The 14,571-nt window shown below is 44.5% G+C and carries 11 protein-coding genes; 5 read left to right on the forward strand and 6 right to left on the reverse strand.

What is annotated here, in order from left to right; genetic code table 11:
* Positions 1–76: 76 nt before the first annotated feature.
* The 3 genes from ribH to lipA all read left to right on the forward strand — a co-directional run bounded on the left by ribH (position 77) and on the right by lipA (position 2,152).
* Positions 77–568 carry a 6,7-dimethyl-8-ribityllumazine synthase gene (gene ribH / locus BDE36_RS22060; RefSeq protein WP_141816711.1) on the forward strand — a complete coding sequence of 164 codons (492 nt, stop codon included), beginning with the start codon at positions 77–79 and terminating at the stop codon, positions 566–568.
* 295 nt (positions 569–863) lie between these two features.
* Positions 864–1,196 (forward strand): bacillithiol system redox-active protein YtxJ, encoded by a 333-nt coding sequence (ytxJ, locus tag BDE36_RS22065; RefSeq protein WP_128770794.1) that lies wholly within the window; start codon positions 864–866, stop codon positions 1,194–1,196.
* 71 nt (positions 1,197–1,267) lie between these two features.
* Positions 1,268–2,152 carry a lipoyl synthase gene (gene lipA / locus BDE36_RS22070; RefSeq protein ID WP_141816940.1) on the forward strand — a complete coding sequence of 295 codons (885 nt, stop codon included), beginning with the start codon at positions 1,268–1,270 and terminating at the stop codon, positions 2,150–2,152.
* 20 nt (positions 2,153–2,172) lie between these two features.
* Here lipA and BDE36_RS22075 read toward each other — a convergent pair whose 3' ends face one another.
* From BDE36_RS22075 to BDE36_RS22090, 4 genes are all read right to left on the reverse strand, one after another.
* A complete protein-coding gene (locus BDE36_RS22075) occupies positions 2,173–3,666 on the reverse strand; it encodes an NAD(P)H-hydrate dehydratase (RefSeq protein WP_141816712.1) in 1,494 nt (497 codons plus the stop codon).
* An 11-nt stretch (positions 3,667–3,677) separates the two neighbouring features.
* Positions 3,678–4,433 carry a DUF1570 domain-containing protein gene (locus BDE36_RS22080; RefSeq protein WP_141816713.1) on the reverse strand — a complete coding sequence of 252 codons (756 nt, stop codon included), beginning with the start codon at positions 4,431–4,433 and terminating at the stop codon, positions 3,678–3,680.
* 34 nt (positions 4,434–4,467) lie between these two features.
* Positions 4,468–7,311, reverse strand: a complete 2,844-nt coding sequence (gene uvrA, locus BDE36_RS22085) for an excinuclease ABC subunit UvrA (RefSeq protein ID WP_141816714.1) — start codon at positions 7,309–7,311, stop codon at positions 4,468–4,470.
* Positions 7,312–7,450: 139 nt separating this feature from the next.
* Entirely contained in the window at positions 7,451–8,299 is an 849-nt protein-coding gene (locus BDE36_RS22090; RefSeq protein ID WP_128770799.1) for a lytic transglycosylase domain-containing protein, read from the reverse strand.
* 313 nt (positions 8,300–8,612) lie between these two features.
* Here BDE36_RS22090 and BDE36_RS22095 point away from each other — a divergent pair, with 313 nt between their 5' ends.
* Positions 8,613–10,145: a pseudouridine synthase gene (locus BDE36_RS22095; protein ID WP_141816715.1), complete on the forward strand. Its 1,533-nt coding sequence runs from the start codon at positions 8,613–8,615 to the stop codon at positions 10,143–10,145.
* A gap of 105 nt (positions 10,146–10,250) precedes the next feature.
* Positions 10,251–11,384 (forward strand): lactonase family protein, encoded by a 1,134-nt coding sequence (locus BDE36_RS22100; RefSeq protein ID WP_141816716.1) that lies wholly within the window; start codon positions 10,251–10,253, stop codon positions 11,382–11,384.
* Between the two features lie 24 nt (positions 11,385–11,408).
* On the opposite strand, the gene bshA is transcribed toward BDE36_RS22100, so the two are convergent.
* Positions 11,409–12,563, reverse strand: coding sequence for an N-acetyl-alpha-D-glucosaminyl L-malate synthase BshA (gene bshA / locus BDE36_RS22105; RefSeq protein ID WP_141816717.1), 1,155 nt, complete (start codon positions 12,561–12,563; stop codon positions 11,409–11,411).
* Positions 12,564–12,629: 66 nt separating this feature from the next.
* The gene (locus BDE36_RS22110) at positions 12,630–14,471 is read right to left on the reverse strand and encodes a serine hydrolase domain-containing protein (RefSeq protein ID WP_141816718.1); all 1,842 of its coding nucleotides are present in this window, start codon (positions 14,469–14,471) and stop codon (positions 12,630–12,632) included.
* Positions 14,472–14,571: the final 100 nt, after the last annotated feature.

Genomic DNA, 14,571 nt, shown 5'->3' on the forward strand with positions numbered 1-14,571 from the left:
GGTTGTATGTTGTGTGACTGTTACCCACAACTTACAACTCGTTACCTGCAACCAGCAATGCACAACATACAACGCAATGGCCACTCAACTTAAGAGCCTTTCCGATTTTTCGCATACAACCATTCCTTCTGCTAGTCCCTATAGATTTGCTATTGTTACAGCTCAATGGAACGCAGACATCACAGGAGCATTATACCAGGGTGCCTATGAGCTTCTGGTTAAACAGGGTGCCTCTCCAGAAAATATCATTTCAGTAACGGTTCCCGGAAGTTTCGAGTTAACTTCGGGCGCAGACATGATACTGAATAATAAAAAGGTAGACGCCGTAATTTGCCTTGGTTGTGTCATTAAAGGCGATACCCCCCACTTTGAGTATATTTGCAGCGCAGTTGCTCACGGCATCACCAATGTTGGCCTTAAATATAATATTCCCGCAATATTTGGAGTTCTCACTACAAATAACCAGGAGCAGGCTTTGGAAAGAGCAGGGGGAAAACATGGCAATAAAGGGGAAGAAGCGGCGGCCACAGCTATTTTAATGGCTGATCTTCAACGCTCCCTCTGCTAAAAACCATTTATACTCTTAAATGGTTGTATTAGAAATTTTTAATACCTTTACTTTTCGAAACTTTATGGGTGCCTTTTTCCGTAAAAGGGAATAGTGCACAATTAGAATTTAACAATTGTTAAGATGAAGAAATTTACTGCAGGTTTACTCCTGCTGATGTTTGTAGCAATACTATTAGGGTCATGTTCCTCTAAAGTATGCCCTGCCTATAATTCTTATCCCAGGTCAAAAAGGGGCTAATCCGCCAATTCAATTACTTTTTGAACCTCTTAGGATACATTAAAAAACTGATACTATGAATTGGATACCGTTGGAAAGAATAGACCAGTTGCAGGAAATTAAGGATGCAACAGGGTATAGTATATTATTTAAGCATAGCACCCGTTGTGCTATTAGCATGATGGCAAAAAGAAAGTTTGAATCAGAATGGGCATCTCTGCCATCTGAAACGCCAGTCTATTTTTTAGACCTTCTAAACCATCGTGATATTTCAGCTGCCATTGTACAGCTATTCCAGGTTCATCACGAATCTCCTCAATTACTGTTAATCAGAGATGGCGAATGTATTTACCATACATCGCATGGAGAAGTATCAGCAGACGAGGCCTCCGCACAGATGAGGTTTTAAATCATAAGCACAATGTCAAATTCCACCGGGAGACAGCGGGTTTCCCGCAACTAAATAGCTACCTTTGTTCTATGATTGAATTGCCGGTAATTCCAGCCAGTGAAACTCAAAGAAGGCCTAACTGGTTACGGGTAAAGCTACCTGTAGGAAAAGAATATGCAAATGTAAGGGGATTAGTTGATACTCATAAGCTTCATACGATCTGTGAAAGTGGTAACTGCCCGAATATGGGAGAGTGCTGGGGTGCTGGTACTGCTACTTTTATGATCCTGGGGAATATCTGCACCCGGTCCTGTTCTTTTTGTGCCGTAGCTACGGGGAGGCCTCATGCAGTGGATCTTGACGAGCCGAACAGAGTGGCTAACTCAATCAAGCTCATGAACGTTAAACATGCCGTTATCACATCGGTTGACCGTGACGACCTTAAAGACGGCGGCTCCATCATATGGGCCGAAACGATCAAAGCGATCAGACGTGAAAGTCCCCAGACCACAATGGAAACCCTGATACCCGATTTCAGGGGTATTTGGGAAAATCTTTACCGCGTGTGCGAAGAGAGTCCTGAGGTGATATCCCACAATATTGAAACTGTTAAAAGACTTACCCGACAGGTGCGTATCCAGGCAAAATACGAAAGAAGCCTTGAGGCCCTGAAGCGCATTTCGGAGTTTGGGTTGAGAACCAAGTCGGGCATTATGCTTGGTTTAGGGGAAACAGAAGCCGACGTTATTGAAACCATGCAGGATGTTGCTGATGCTGGTGTGCATATACTTACGCTGGGGCAATATCTCCAGCCGACAAAAAACCATCACCCGGTGTTAGACTGGATCCACCCCGATCAGTTTGCAAAATATAAAGAGATAGGCCTGGATATGGGTTTCAGGTATGTAGAAAGCGGACCATTGGTACGTTCTTCCTACCATGCCGAAAAACATCTGTTTGATCAGATAAGGTAAGCGCAGTAATTCGCCGTTGACTATAAATACCTGAGAATTACTTCGGGAAGCGCTTCTATCAGGCGGGATGGAGGGACCACGTATCCTTGCACACTTTCTCCAGCGATACCGTGAAGATATACCCCCATGATTGCTGCGTCCTCGGGTGTGTACCCTTGCGCAACAAACGAAACGATCATTCCTGTCAACACATCTCCCATCCCTCCTGTTGCCATGGCAGGTGTACCGGTGGGGTTAAACAAACACCGTCCTTCAGGGGTGAAGATAATGGTATAGCGATTTTTCAGTACAATGGTACAGCCAAGGGTAACTGCCCGGTCTATTCCCGTTTCCAGTCGTTCCCACCAGCTTGTATGTTCACCAAAAAGCCTGTCGAACTCCTTGACATGAGGTGTCAGCACCGAGAACTCGGGTACGAGCTGCATTAATTCATAATTAGATGATATAAGGTTGAGCCCATCTGCATCAATCACAATCGGCTTGGCGAAGTTTTTTAAGGTATCTTTCAATACGTGCAGACTTTTGTCGCCAGTTCCCAGTCCGGGCCCTATACCTGCAGACTGATACTTACCCCACTGCAGGCTTGCCGGAAGCCGGTTTCCTTCTCTCACTACTGCCATTACTTCAGGCATAGCCGCATTTAAAGCATTAAGTCCTTCGGCCGGTATACAGGCAGAAGTTAAGCCGGCGCCGGTATACAAACAGGCTTTGGAGCACAGCAGGGCCGCTCCCATTGTTTCCGGAGCTCCGGCGACCAGCAAAGCGTGCCCATAGGAGCCTTTGTGACTAAAAGGCAACCGCGCTCTTAGCCGATCCCGGATATCATCTTCCGACAGGAGATAATATGGTCCCTCCCCGTCCTGCATAAAGGCCTCGTCAAGACCGATATCCGCAACTTCAAAATATTTAAGATATGGTGATGAATCGGGCAGAAGAAAGTTAAGCCTGGCCCGTTGAAAAGTTATGGCCAGGTCGGCCCGAAATACCGCGTCAGTCCTTCCCACAGCTCCTTCCGCTTTAAATCCGCTTGGGATGTCCACAGCTACCTTAGCTCCATCTAATGTATTCAGCCACAGTACCAAATCTTTCCATTCCCCATCAAGCGGCTTATTAAGTCCCGAACCTAACAAAGCATCAATGATAATATCCGCATTCTCCGGACCGGCATCCGCAGCCCTGTAAATCTCTTTAACTTCCAGGTCAAGAGATTTAAGTCGATCGAGATTAATATTAAAATCAAGGCTGCTCTTTTCCGAAAAACGGGCTATGATTACTTTAATTCGTTCGTATCCTTCCTTATGGAGTATCCGCGCGATCGCCAGACCGTCGCCTCCGTTGTTGCCGGTGCCACAATAGACCGAAATGGACAGCGTCCGGTCTGAGAAATCTTCCATAAACAATTCAACGAACGCACGGGAAGCATTTTCCATCAAGTCCAAAGACTGAATTGGTTTGTTAGCAATGGTGTAAGCATCTGCCTCCCTTATTTGCGATGATGTCAATAGCTTTAACATAGGCCTTTCTATTATCTGTAGAAATGCTGGTATCTCCTCTCAAATAAATCAAATCCCCCGTCGGAAAGGGATTCGATCGCATCAATGGAACTCTTGCCCTCCTTTAATTTCAGAAGCAATTTCTTAGTGAACGCAGGAGTAGACTTAGCCATAAAATAAACAATACTATATGATACATTATACATATAATCCAGCTTTGATTTACTATTCATCCAGGCCTCGTCGTCAAGTTGAAGGAATTCAGTTAGGTTCACATCTCCGCCCTGGATCTCGCGTTTAACAGCTGAAATCCTCGCTGTCTGAACAGCCACAGACACCTGTCCGTATGCCACGGCCATCGACTCAAAAAATACCGCCAGCCCTTCGTTAAACCAACGGGGTATGCCTCCTATATTATGATGCATAAAACTATGGCTCATCTCGTGGACGAGAGTTCTTATAAAGTCGTTAGTACGGTAGACAAAAATCTGTTTTAAACGTGGAGAATAAAAGCCGGTTTTGGAGACCACGTCTGATGCGGCTGCAAGACTGGCTTTTTTGTAATCCCCAAAGTTCTTATACAGGTTAATGGTGATCAGCAGACTGTCGTTTCTCCGGGTATCAAACAGGCCGTTGTAGATCTGCGACTCGTATTCTGACAGAAGCTGAATATTCTCTCTCTCCTGTTCTGTCAGTTTAAAGCCGATTTCGTTAATAAGGAGCTTCTGCGGTAGAGCTTTTTGAGCCAACAGCAGAAATAACACCGACAACAGGAGTTTAGATTTCATTATATATAAAAGGCTGAAACGACAGCCAACATCTTTAACGTTCCATTTCAAGTTTCAAAAACCTGGCAGTATGGCTCTTTTCCTCTTTGAGTAAATTCTCAGGAGTACCCGAGAAAAGTATCTGGCCACCACCGGCACCACCCTCGGGCCCCAGGTCTATTACCCAGTCGGCTACTTTTACCACATCAATATTGTGTTCTATCACCAGCACGGTGTTACCGTGGTCAACGAGACGATTGAGCACTCCAAGCAATACGTTGATATCTTCAAAATGAAGTCCTGTCGTAGGCTCATCGAGGATATAAAATGTTTTTCCTGTATCCTTCTTGGATAACTCAGTAGCAAGTTTTACACGTTGTGCCTCTCCTCCTGATAGAGTGGTTGACGACTGACCGAGCTTGATGTAGCCCAGGCCTACCTCATACAAGGTATTAATTTTCCGGTAAATAGATGGAATCGGTTCGAAGAAACTAACAGCCTCCTCTATGCTCATGTCTAAAACGTCGCTGATCGATTTTCCACGATATCTCACTTCGAGTGTTTCCCGGTTATAACGCCTTCCCTGACATTCTTCACAAGGCACTTGTACGTCGGGCAGAAAGTTCATTTCAATTACTTTCATTCCCGCGCCCTGGCATGTTTCGCACCTTCCTCCTTTTACATTAAATGAAAAACGGCCTGGTTTATAGCCCCTGATCTTAGCCTCCGGCAGCTGCACAAAAAGATTTCTTATATCAGAAAACACTCCTGTGTAAGTGGAAGGATTCGATCTGGGAGTACGGCCTATAGGGGCCTGATCTATCTCAATTACCTTATCTATATGCTCGAGGCCTTCGATCTTCTTATAAGGCAGTGGATGTTTCTTTGCCCTGAAGAAATGGTGATTAAGAATAGGATACAGTGTTTCGGCAATCAGGCTTGACTTACCACTGCCCGAGACACCGGTGATGCAAATAAATCTGCCCAGCGGAAATTCCGCGGTCACATTTCTCAGATTATTTCCGGTGGCATGCTTCAGTATCAAAGAATGCCCGTTGCCCTTCCTTCGTTCAGCAGGAACAGCAATCTCCTTTTTACCATTGAGATAGGCCGTTGTAAGAGTGCTGGCCTTTTTGATTTCCTCAGGCTTTCCCTCTGCTACCACCTCCCCTCCATGAACACCTGCTGCGGGGCCCATGTCGATCACGTGATCGGCTTCAAGGATCATATCCTTATCATGCTCCACTACAAGCACAGAGTTGCCAATATCCCGAAGGTTTTTTAAGGCAGATATAAGTCGTGCATTGTCGCGCTGATGTAAACCAATGCTCGGCTCATCCAGGATGTAAAGTACGTTAACCAGTTGCGACCCAATCTGAGTTGCAAGACGGATTCGCTGCGCTTCACCGCCCGACAAGGTCTTTGCCGTCCGGTCAAGCGTTAAATAATTCAGGCCAACATCCAACAGGAAGCCAATACGTGCCCTGATCTCTTTTAAGATCTCTTTAGCTATTATATTTTGCCTTTCATCAAGGCGACTTTCAACGTTTTCGAACCAGTCAGAGAGACTATTTATATCCATGGAGGCAAGCTCGAAAATATTCTTATCCCCCAATTTAAAGTGAAGCGACTCCTTTTTTAGCCGGGCACCATGGCAAACAGGACAAGTTTTGAGTACCCTGAAGCTCTCAAGATCCTCCATGCCGCTATCTCCACGCCGCTCTGTCTGCTCCTCCAGCATTTTAATAATGCCGTCGAAAGTGATCTGATAATTCTGAACGTTCCATTTATTATACTCCACCGGAACCGTAATAATATCATCAGATCCGTTAAGAATGATATCCAGTATTTCCCTCGGAATCTTCTCAATAGGAGCAGACAAGGAAAAATTAAATTTCTTTGCAAGGGCTTTCAGCACCTGAAACATCCAGGTTTCTCTGTATTCTCCCAGTGGCGCCAGGCCGCCCTGTATAATGCTTAGTTTAGGATTTGGGATGACAGATGCTTCCTCTATCTCAAAAATATATCCCAAACCATCACAACGTTCACAAGCACCATATGGCGAGTTGAACGAAAATGTATTGGGCTGAGGTTCGTCATACGATATCCCAGAAACAGGATCCATTAAATACCTGCTGAAGAAGAACTCATTATTCTCCTGGTCCGAAATTTTAATGATTCCTTTGGAGGTTTTTAATGCGGTTTGTATAGAGTTATATAGTCTTTTGGTATCCTTATCCGTTACCACAATACGGTCTATCACCATTTCGATGTCATGGATCTTGTACCTGTCAAGCTGCATCTTCGCCACAAGATCAACAATCTCGCCATCTACGCGTACTTTAAGATAGCCCTGTTTTCGTATCTGCTCGAAAAGCTCCCGGTAATGCCCCTTCCTTCCCTTGACTACAGGCGCCAGAACATTAATGGGCTTTCCATCAAACTGTTGAAGGATATTACGCAACATCTGATCTTCAGACATGCGCTCCATCTTCTGGCCCGTCACGTAAGAGTAGGCTTCTCCGGCACGTGCGTATAGCAGACGCATAAAGTCGTATATCTCAGTAATGGTACCTACCGTAGATCTGGGATTTTTTGATGTCGTTTTCTGTTCAATAGCGATTACCGGGCTTAACCCGGAGATCTTGTCCACATCCGGACGTTCCATGCCACCCAGGAACTGTCTTGAATAGGCGCTAAAAGTCTCCATGTAACGACGCTGGCCTTCTGCATATATAGTATCAAATGCAAGCGACGATTTACCGCTTCCGCTAAGTCCCGTAATTACAACCAGCTTATTACGAGGAAAAGAAACATCAATATTTTTTAAATTATGGACCCTGGCTCCAAAAACTTCCACTTCACTCTGTTCTCCAAGGTCGGGCGTACTTTTATCCATTAATTTACCTGTCAAAAATATCTTGTAAAGATCGGGTAATAGTAGCAAGAATCAAGCACATGAAATCAAGAATTCTAAATTATGACGTAAAGACCGGAACCGGCATAGCTGCCGGTTCCGGTAAGGTCATTCGTTCTTGTTACATAACTTCCGGCTGCTCCAGCGACATCGCTTTTAAAGCGTCGCGCTCAACACCCCGACTAAGAAAATGCTTCAGAGGTTCAGGCTTATCCTGCACCTTTTGAGCCAGAAGGTTCTTATTCCTGGCTGCGTAACCGTATTTCAACGGATTTTCGATGATCTCTTTCATTGAAACAAGCTTGTAAACGTAGGAAGCTGTTTCCCTGTTGAGCCTCATTTTAAAATAATTACGGTGTCCCTGGGCCGTCATTTGCTGTCTTAAACTATTCTCCCCAATGTTATAGGCAGCAGCGACTAATGTCCAATTGTTAAATTCTTTATACAAAGACCGTAAATACCGGCAAGCAGCGACGGTAGATTTTTTTAAATCCTGCCGCTCGTCGATAGATTTATTCACCCTGAGGCCATAGGTCCTCGCTGTTTGTGGCATGAATTGCCAGTACCCCGAAGCCCCCTTGGGTGATGTACCTCCCAGTAGTCCGCTTTCTACCAAGGGAACGTACTTAAAATCTTCAGGAATGCCATGCCTTTTCAGGATGGGTTCAATAACAGGAAACCAGCGTGCAGCAGTATGATGTAACCTGTCTGTCTGAATATGTTTAAAGCTATTAGCCTTTAAATACCTGCTCATCTTCAGAGACACCTTCTTATTGTGAAGAGGCACCTTTTCGTCGGCAAACCTGAATTCAGGTTTTGAAGATGAGACTTTCTTTTCCTGGGGAGAAGGGAAATCCACTGTTTGTGGAAACGAATTGTTGTGTGTCGCTGCGTTCCTGCTAATAAAAATCTTCGACGATATTATTAGTGCAAGGATCACAGAACACGCGATCAAATGTTTCTTAATCATGCGTTCCGTTCTTAAGTTAAACAAAAAAAGATTTCAAAGATAAACAATATATTCTTAATTTACAAGCACTTACATTTTAACCACTCATCTCCAAGGTTTTAGCTCCCTCTAAAACCAGCAATATCAGCAGCTTATTTCTCCCGTTTCCCGGGGTACTTCAGGACTTAATATTTACCTGTCTTTATCATAATTTCAGGTCTGTAGTCCTACGGCATTTTCCCATTACCTTTGAAAATAAAATAAACAGATTCAGCGTTTTAATGTTAAAATCACTATCTTTGCACCCCATTTCAAAAAGGTTATTAGCATTATCATGCCAGATAAAAACAACAGGAACAGTCGCGAGGACAAGTCCTTAAAGAACAATCGCTTCGAAGGCAATTCAAAAAATGAACGGCCGAAGAGAAGTAACAGCGGATCAAAGAAAATGTTTGACGGTGACAGAAAGCCTTACAGCGGAGATTCATCCCGAGACACAAAACCGGCATTCAGAGATAAAGACAAAGACTCAAGGCCTTTCAGAGAGCGGAGTTCAGGAACACGTCCCTTTTCCGAAGGTCGAAGGGAAAAACCTGAAGGCGGACGAAGCTTTGAAAGAGGGGCTTCAAAAGAGCGTTCTTTTGATAAACGTCCTTACAATAGCGACAAAAGTGAGGGGGGCCGTTCAAACGGAGATCGCACTTTTGATAAACGCCCATATAACAGCGACAGGAAAGAAGGTGGAAGACCGACAGGAGACCGTTCGTTTGAAAAGCGCCCATATAATAGCGACAGGAGAGAAGGTGGAAGACCTACCGGTGACCGCCCATTCGAAAAGCGCCCATATAACAGCGACAGAAAAGAAGGTGGAAGGCCTACCGGTGATCGCCCATTCGAAAAACGCCCGTATAGAGGCGACAGAAAAGAAGGAGACCGGCCATCAGGCAATCGTTCTTTTGAAAAACGACCATATGGCAACGACAAACGTGGCGAACGTGGTACATCAGGAGAACGTCCTTTTGAGAGGAAACCATTCAAACCTGAACGCAGAAGATATGAAGACGGTGTGAGCCGCAATTGGACGTCGGAAGAACACCTGGAGCAAGCTCCGGTATTGCGGTCAAGAAAGAACAGCGCACCAAAGGGCGATGAGCTTATCCGCCTGAACCGCTATATTGCGAACGCGGGTATCTGCTCCAGAAGGAAAGCCGACGAACTTATAGAAGCAGGTGTTATTTCAGTCAATGGCGAAGTAGTATCAGAGCTCGGGTATAAGATTAATCCGATGAAGGATCTGATTCGCTATAACGGAGAAACGCTGAAAAGGGAAAAGATGGTTTACGTTCTGTTAAACAAACCCAAGGATTATATCACTACCACCGATGATCCTCAGGAGCGCAGAACGGTAATGCACCTTGTAGAAAAGGCTTCAAAAGAAAGGATTTATCCCATTGGTCGCCTTGACCGCAACACCACTGGTTTGCTGTTAATGACCAATGACGGCGACCTTGCAGAAAAGCTTTCGCATCCCCGCAATAATATAACGAAGATTTATCAGGTAGAACTAAATAAAAACTTAACTCAGGGCGACCTGAATAAGATCGCCTTTGGAGTAGAACTTGAGGACGGATTAATTAAACCTGACGTTGTTAGCTATGTCCAGGGAGGAACAAAACGCGAAATAGGCATACAAATCCATAGTGGTAAAAACCGCATCGTACGCCGCATATTTGAACACCTCGGATACGAGGTTGAAAAGCTCGACAGGGTGGTTTACGCAAACCTCACTAAGAAAGATTTGCCACGGGGTAGATGGCGATATCTCGAAGAGAAGGAAGTCATCCAGCTTAAGCATCTTATAAAGTAAACGAAGAAGGCTCCGGAAATACCGGAGCCTTCTTCGTTTATGAACGGTGATCAAATAATATACTATCCCTGAATTTTTACTTATAATTCTTTAACTTCGTCATATATGAAAACCTGCAACTACTTATTTGTTATACTCTTACTGATGTCATCTGCTGCACTTATGAACCAGGTTAAAGCTCAAAAACTAAATCTTTTGGTGGGTACCTATACCGACAAGGGCACCAGTGAAGGTATATATGTTTACGACTTTGATATCAATTCAGGGAAGGCTTCCTATAAAAACGTTGCTAAAGGAATCGACAATCCTTCTTATCTCGCTATCAGCTCCGATGGGAAACTCGTTTATGCGGCAAATGAGAGTGGGGAAGGAACGGTAACAGCCTTCTCTTTCGACAGAAAAAGCGGCGCATTGAAAACACTTAACCAGCAAAAGTCTAACGGAGCAGCACCCTGCTACGTAGCAACTAATAAAAAAGGCAGCCACGTGTTTGCCGGCAATTATAGCGGAGGTAATTTTTCGGTATATCCGGTTCAGAAAGACGGGGCACTTGGAAAAGCGGTGCAGGTTATTCAGCATTCGGGCAATGGTGTCAATAAGGACAGGCAGGAAGCGCCTCACGTGCATTCGACCGTATTGTCTCCCGATGAAAAATTCGTGATGGTGAGCGATCTTGGAACCGACAAGATCAATATCTATCATTTCGATGGCAGCAATGTATCTCAACCTGTAAGTCCGGCAAATCCTCCATTCGTAAGTACAGGAGCGGGCAATGGCCCCCGTCACCTCGACTTTCATCCCAATGGTAAATATGCTTATTCCATCCAGGAGATGACCGGAAATATTACAGTCTTCGGATATAAAGACGGCAGGTTAAACAGCCTTCAAAATATATCTATGCTTGCCGACGATTTTAAAGGCAATACCGGAGCTGCAGATATTCATGTTTCTCCAGACGGCAACTTTCTTTATGCTTCCAACAGAGGCGATGCCAATGACATTGCCGTATTCTCTGTCAATAAAACTACCGGGAAGCTGGCATTAAAAGGAAGATCTTCTACCCTAGGCAAAGGGCCCAGAAACTTTGTCATCGACCCCTCAGGAAGTTACCTGCTTGTTGGAAATCAGAATAGTGACCTCATTATTATTTTTAAACGCAATAAGGAAAGCGGACTTCTAACGGATACAGGAGAACGAATAAAAGTAGGATCTCCTGTTTGCCTGAAGTTTGTTGAATAAGCCGACGTCTGCGATTGCTGCAGTCTAATAGCTCGCCGCCAGATGTTTACTGTTGTTGCTTTCTAATATCTCGCGATAAAAAGACTCGTACTGGGGTAAAATCAGGCTCAGATCAAATTCTTTAGCACGAGCAAGCGCGCTTTCTTTAAAAGCATTGAGCCGCTCGTTATCCTCAAGGATATAAATAGCATTTTTCGACATTTCCTCCACATCCCCAATATCGCTCAGAAACCCGGTGACACCCTGAACGTTCAATTCGGGCAGGCCACCGGCATTAGAAGAGATAACCGGAACTTTACATGCCATAGCCTCCAAAGCTGCCAGGCCAAAGCTTTCAGATTCCGAGGGCATAAGAAAAAGATCGGCAACAGAAAGAATTTCTTCCACAGCATCCTGCTTTCCAAGAAAACGCACACTATCACATATTCCCAGTTCCCGGCATAACTGCTCACAGTTTACCCGATCCGGCCCGTCGCCAACCATTAAAAGTTTAGAGGGGATCTTTTCAAGTACTTTCTTAAAGATCCTCATGACATCTGCCGCCCTCTTTACTTTTCGGAAATTAGACGTATGTACCAATATGCGTTCGTCCATCGGAGCAATTGCTTTCTTGAAATGGTCCTTCCGCTTATGGCTGAATCTTTCCAGATCAATAAAATTGGGAATTACCTTAATATCTTTTTCAATCTCAAAATGACTGTAAGTTGCTTCACGCAAATGTTCAGAAACAGCAGTCACGCCGTCGGACTGGTTAATGGAAAACGTAACCACAGGTTTGAAGGTAACATCCTTCCCTACCAGGGTAATGTCAGTTCCATGAAGAGTTGTAACTACCGGAATATGTATTCCATAGGTTGCCAGGATCTGCTTCGCCATAAAAGCGGCAGAGGCATGCGGAATAGCATAATGTACGTGCAAAAGTTCCAAACCTTCGAAACGAACTACATCGACCAGCTTGCTTGCCAGTACCAGCTCGTATGGCGGGTAATCGAAGAGCGGGTATTGAGAAACTGAAACTTCATGATAATAAAGGTTCTCAGAAAAGAAATCAAGTCTCGCAGGCTGACTGTAAGTGATAAAATGCACCTGATGTCCATTGTCCGCAAGCGCTTTACCAAGCTCCGTTGCCACGACACCGCTCCCACCGAAAGTGGGATAACATACTATTCCGATCTTCATTGCACAAAATAAAAAGAAAAAGATGAACAGATTGTTTGCTCTCCGTAAATTCTTCTAACAGGCACGCTATCTGTTACTGCTGACACGCGTATTTTGAATGGCTTCATATATAATATCCTGAATTCGAGGCCTTATCCTCAGACTGCTTAATTTGTTTGCAGGCTGATCGTTTAAACGATTAGACAGAAATATATATATCAGGTTATATCTCGGATCTACCCACACACACGTCCCCGTAAAACCGGTATGCCCATATGTTTCAGGTGATGCGAGCTCGGAGGGGTACCTGTTGGTACGGTCGGGATCCCATCGGTCAAAACCGAGCCCTCTTCTGCTTGTATTGGATTGCCGGGACGTGAACATACTAATGGTTGATGATTGAAAATACTGCTGTCCTCCATAGGTACCGCCATTAAGCATCATCTGAAACAGGATAGCCAGGTCGTTAGCAGAGGAAAAAACACCGGCATGGCCTGCTACCCCTCCCGCTAAAGCGGCCCCCTGATCATGTACATAACCCTGCAACAACGTTTTCCTGAAATAAGTATCGTTTTCGGTGGGAACTATGCGGCTTGTATCAAAACGCATCCTCGGGTTAAAGCCCGCTGTCTGCATTCCAAGAGGCTTATAAAACTGCTGAAACACATATTCATTCAGTTTTTCTGATGTCTGCCCCTCCACTATTTCCTTCATGAAGTACATACTGAGGTCGCTGTACTCATACTTACCCCTTTGCCGCAGGCCTGTACTGAGCATCCTCGGCAGCATAATGTCTTCGTAAAATCCCTTACGTATATAATAGTTGTCAGCTACCTTAACAGGAAACAACGCAGATGAATCCCTGCTAAAGTCATCCGGTTTAATACTATTATGAAAAGGAATGTAAGGAACAAGACCTGCTTCGTGGAGCATGAGCTCACGCACAGTAAGATTATTCTTATTAGTACCCCTTGCAAGGGGAATATAAGCCCCAATATTAGTATCAAGTCGCAGCTTCTGCTGTTCATACAACCGCATAGCCGCCATGGTCGTTGCTGCAATTTTGGTTACAGAAGCCAAATCGAATATATCCGTGAGCTTAGTGGTAAAGGGACCTCCATAAGTATGGTGTCCGTAAGCTTTATCAAATATTACTTTCCCATCCTTTACCACCGTTACTACAGCGCCCGGAGTCGCGTGTTTGTTGATTGCTTCCTTTACAACATCATCAATGCGGGTTAATGCCGTACTGTTGATCCCAGCGTCCTCAGGAACCGAATACTTAAGGCGCGTAGCCACGGTGCTGAAACCGTCACCCCTTTTATGTTTTTGGGAAACATCAACCGCCAGCTTCGCTGAAGCAGCTGTGCCGCCGAAAATAAGCTGAGCGGTAAAACTTGAAGCAACGGGAGAACTTTGTGCCGACCAGATAATAGGGCACTCAATACTATCAAGCACAGCTAAGTGCGTTGGATTTCCAAACAATACCAGGATCACCTGTTTGCTCTTTTCCAGATCCCTTATAAACGTCCTGCTTTTGATATCGTTCAGTACGGCGCCCGGAGTCTGAATAATTACTGTATTAAAAAGTTTAAGGTCAAAACTGAGTCTATCAAGATCTGGCGATTCACTCGAGTATCCTAACGATGAAAAACGTGAAATATCCGTATACTTATTCAGAACGCTATCGAATTCGGTGGCATAAGGATACCCCATATTCACGCTTGCAATCTTATTATCAGCTAAATTTAAAAGAGGGACGACCCCTTTACTGTTATTGAGCAGCACAGTAGATTTCTCTGCATTCTTCATTTGCTCCAGCCATTCGTAGCCCGGCTGGCTGCACGAAAAACCAAAAGAGGTAAGGGCCATAAGCATAATCAGAAAAAAAGGCAGAGCAGAGGAGAGATGAGTTTTGTTAAATTTCATATGCACGATATTCCCGGTAAGAATAACGAATTTAAAAAGAACTAATTATTATAAAATGAAAAAAGCCCGGATGATCCGGGCCTGGTTAGTTTGAGTGTTG

Origin of the sequence: Arcticibacter tournemirensis, assembly GCF_006716645.1 — a bacterium.
Classification (GTDB): domain Bacteria; phylum Bacteroidota; class Bacteroidia; order Sphingobacteriales; family Sphingobacteriaceae; genus Arcticibacter; species Arcticibacter tournemirensis.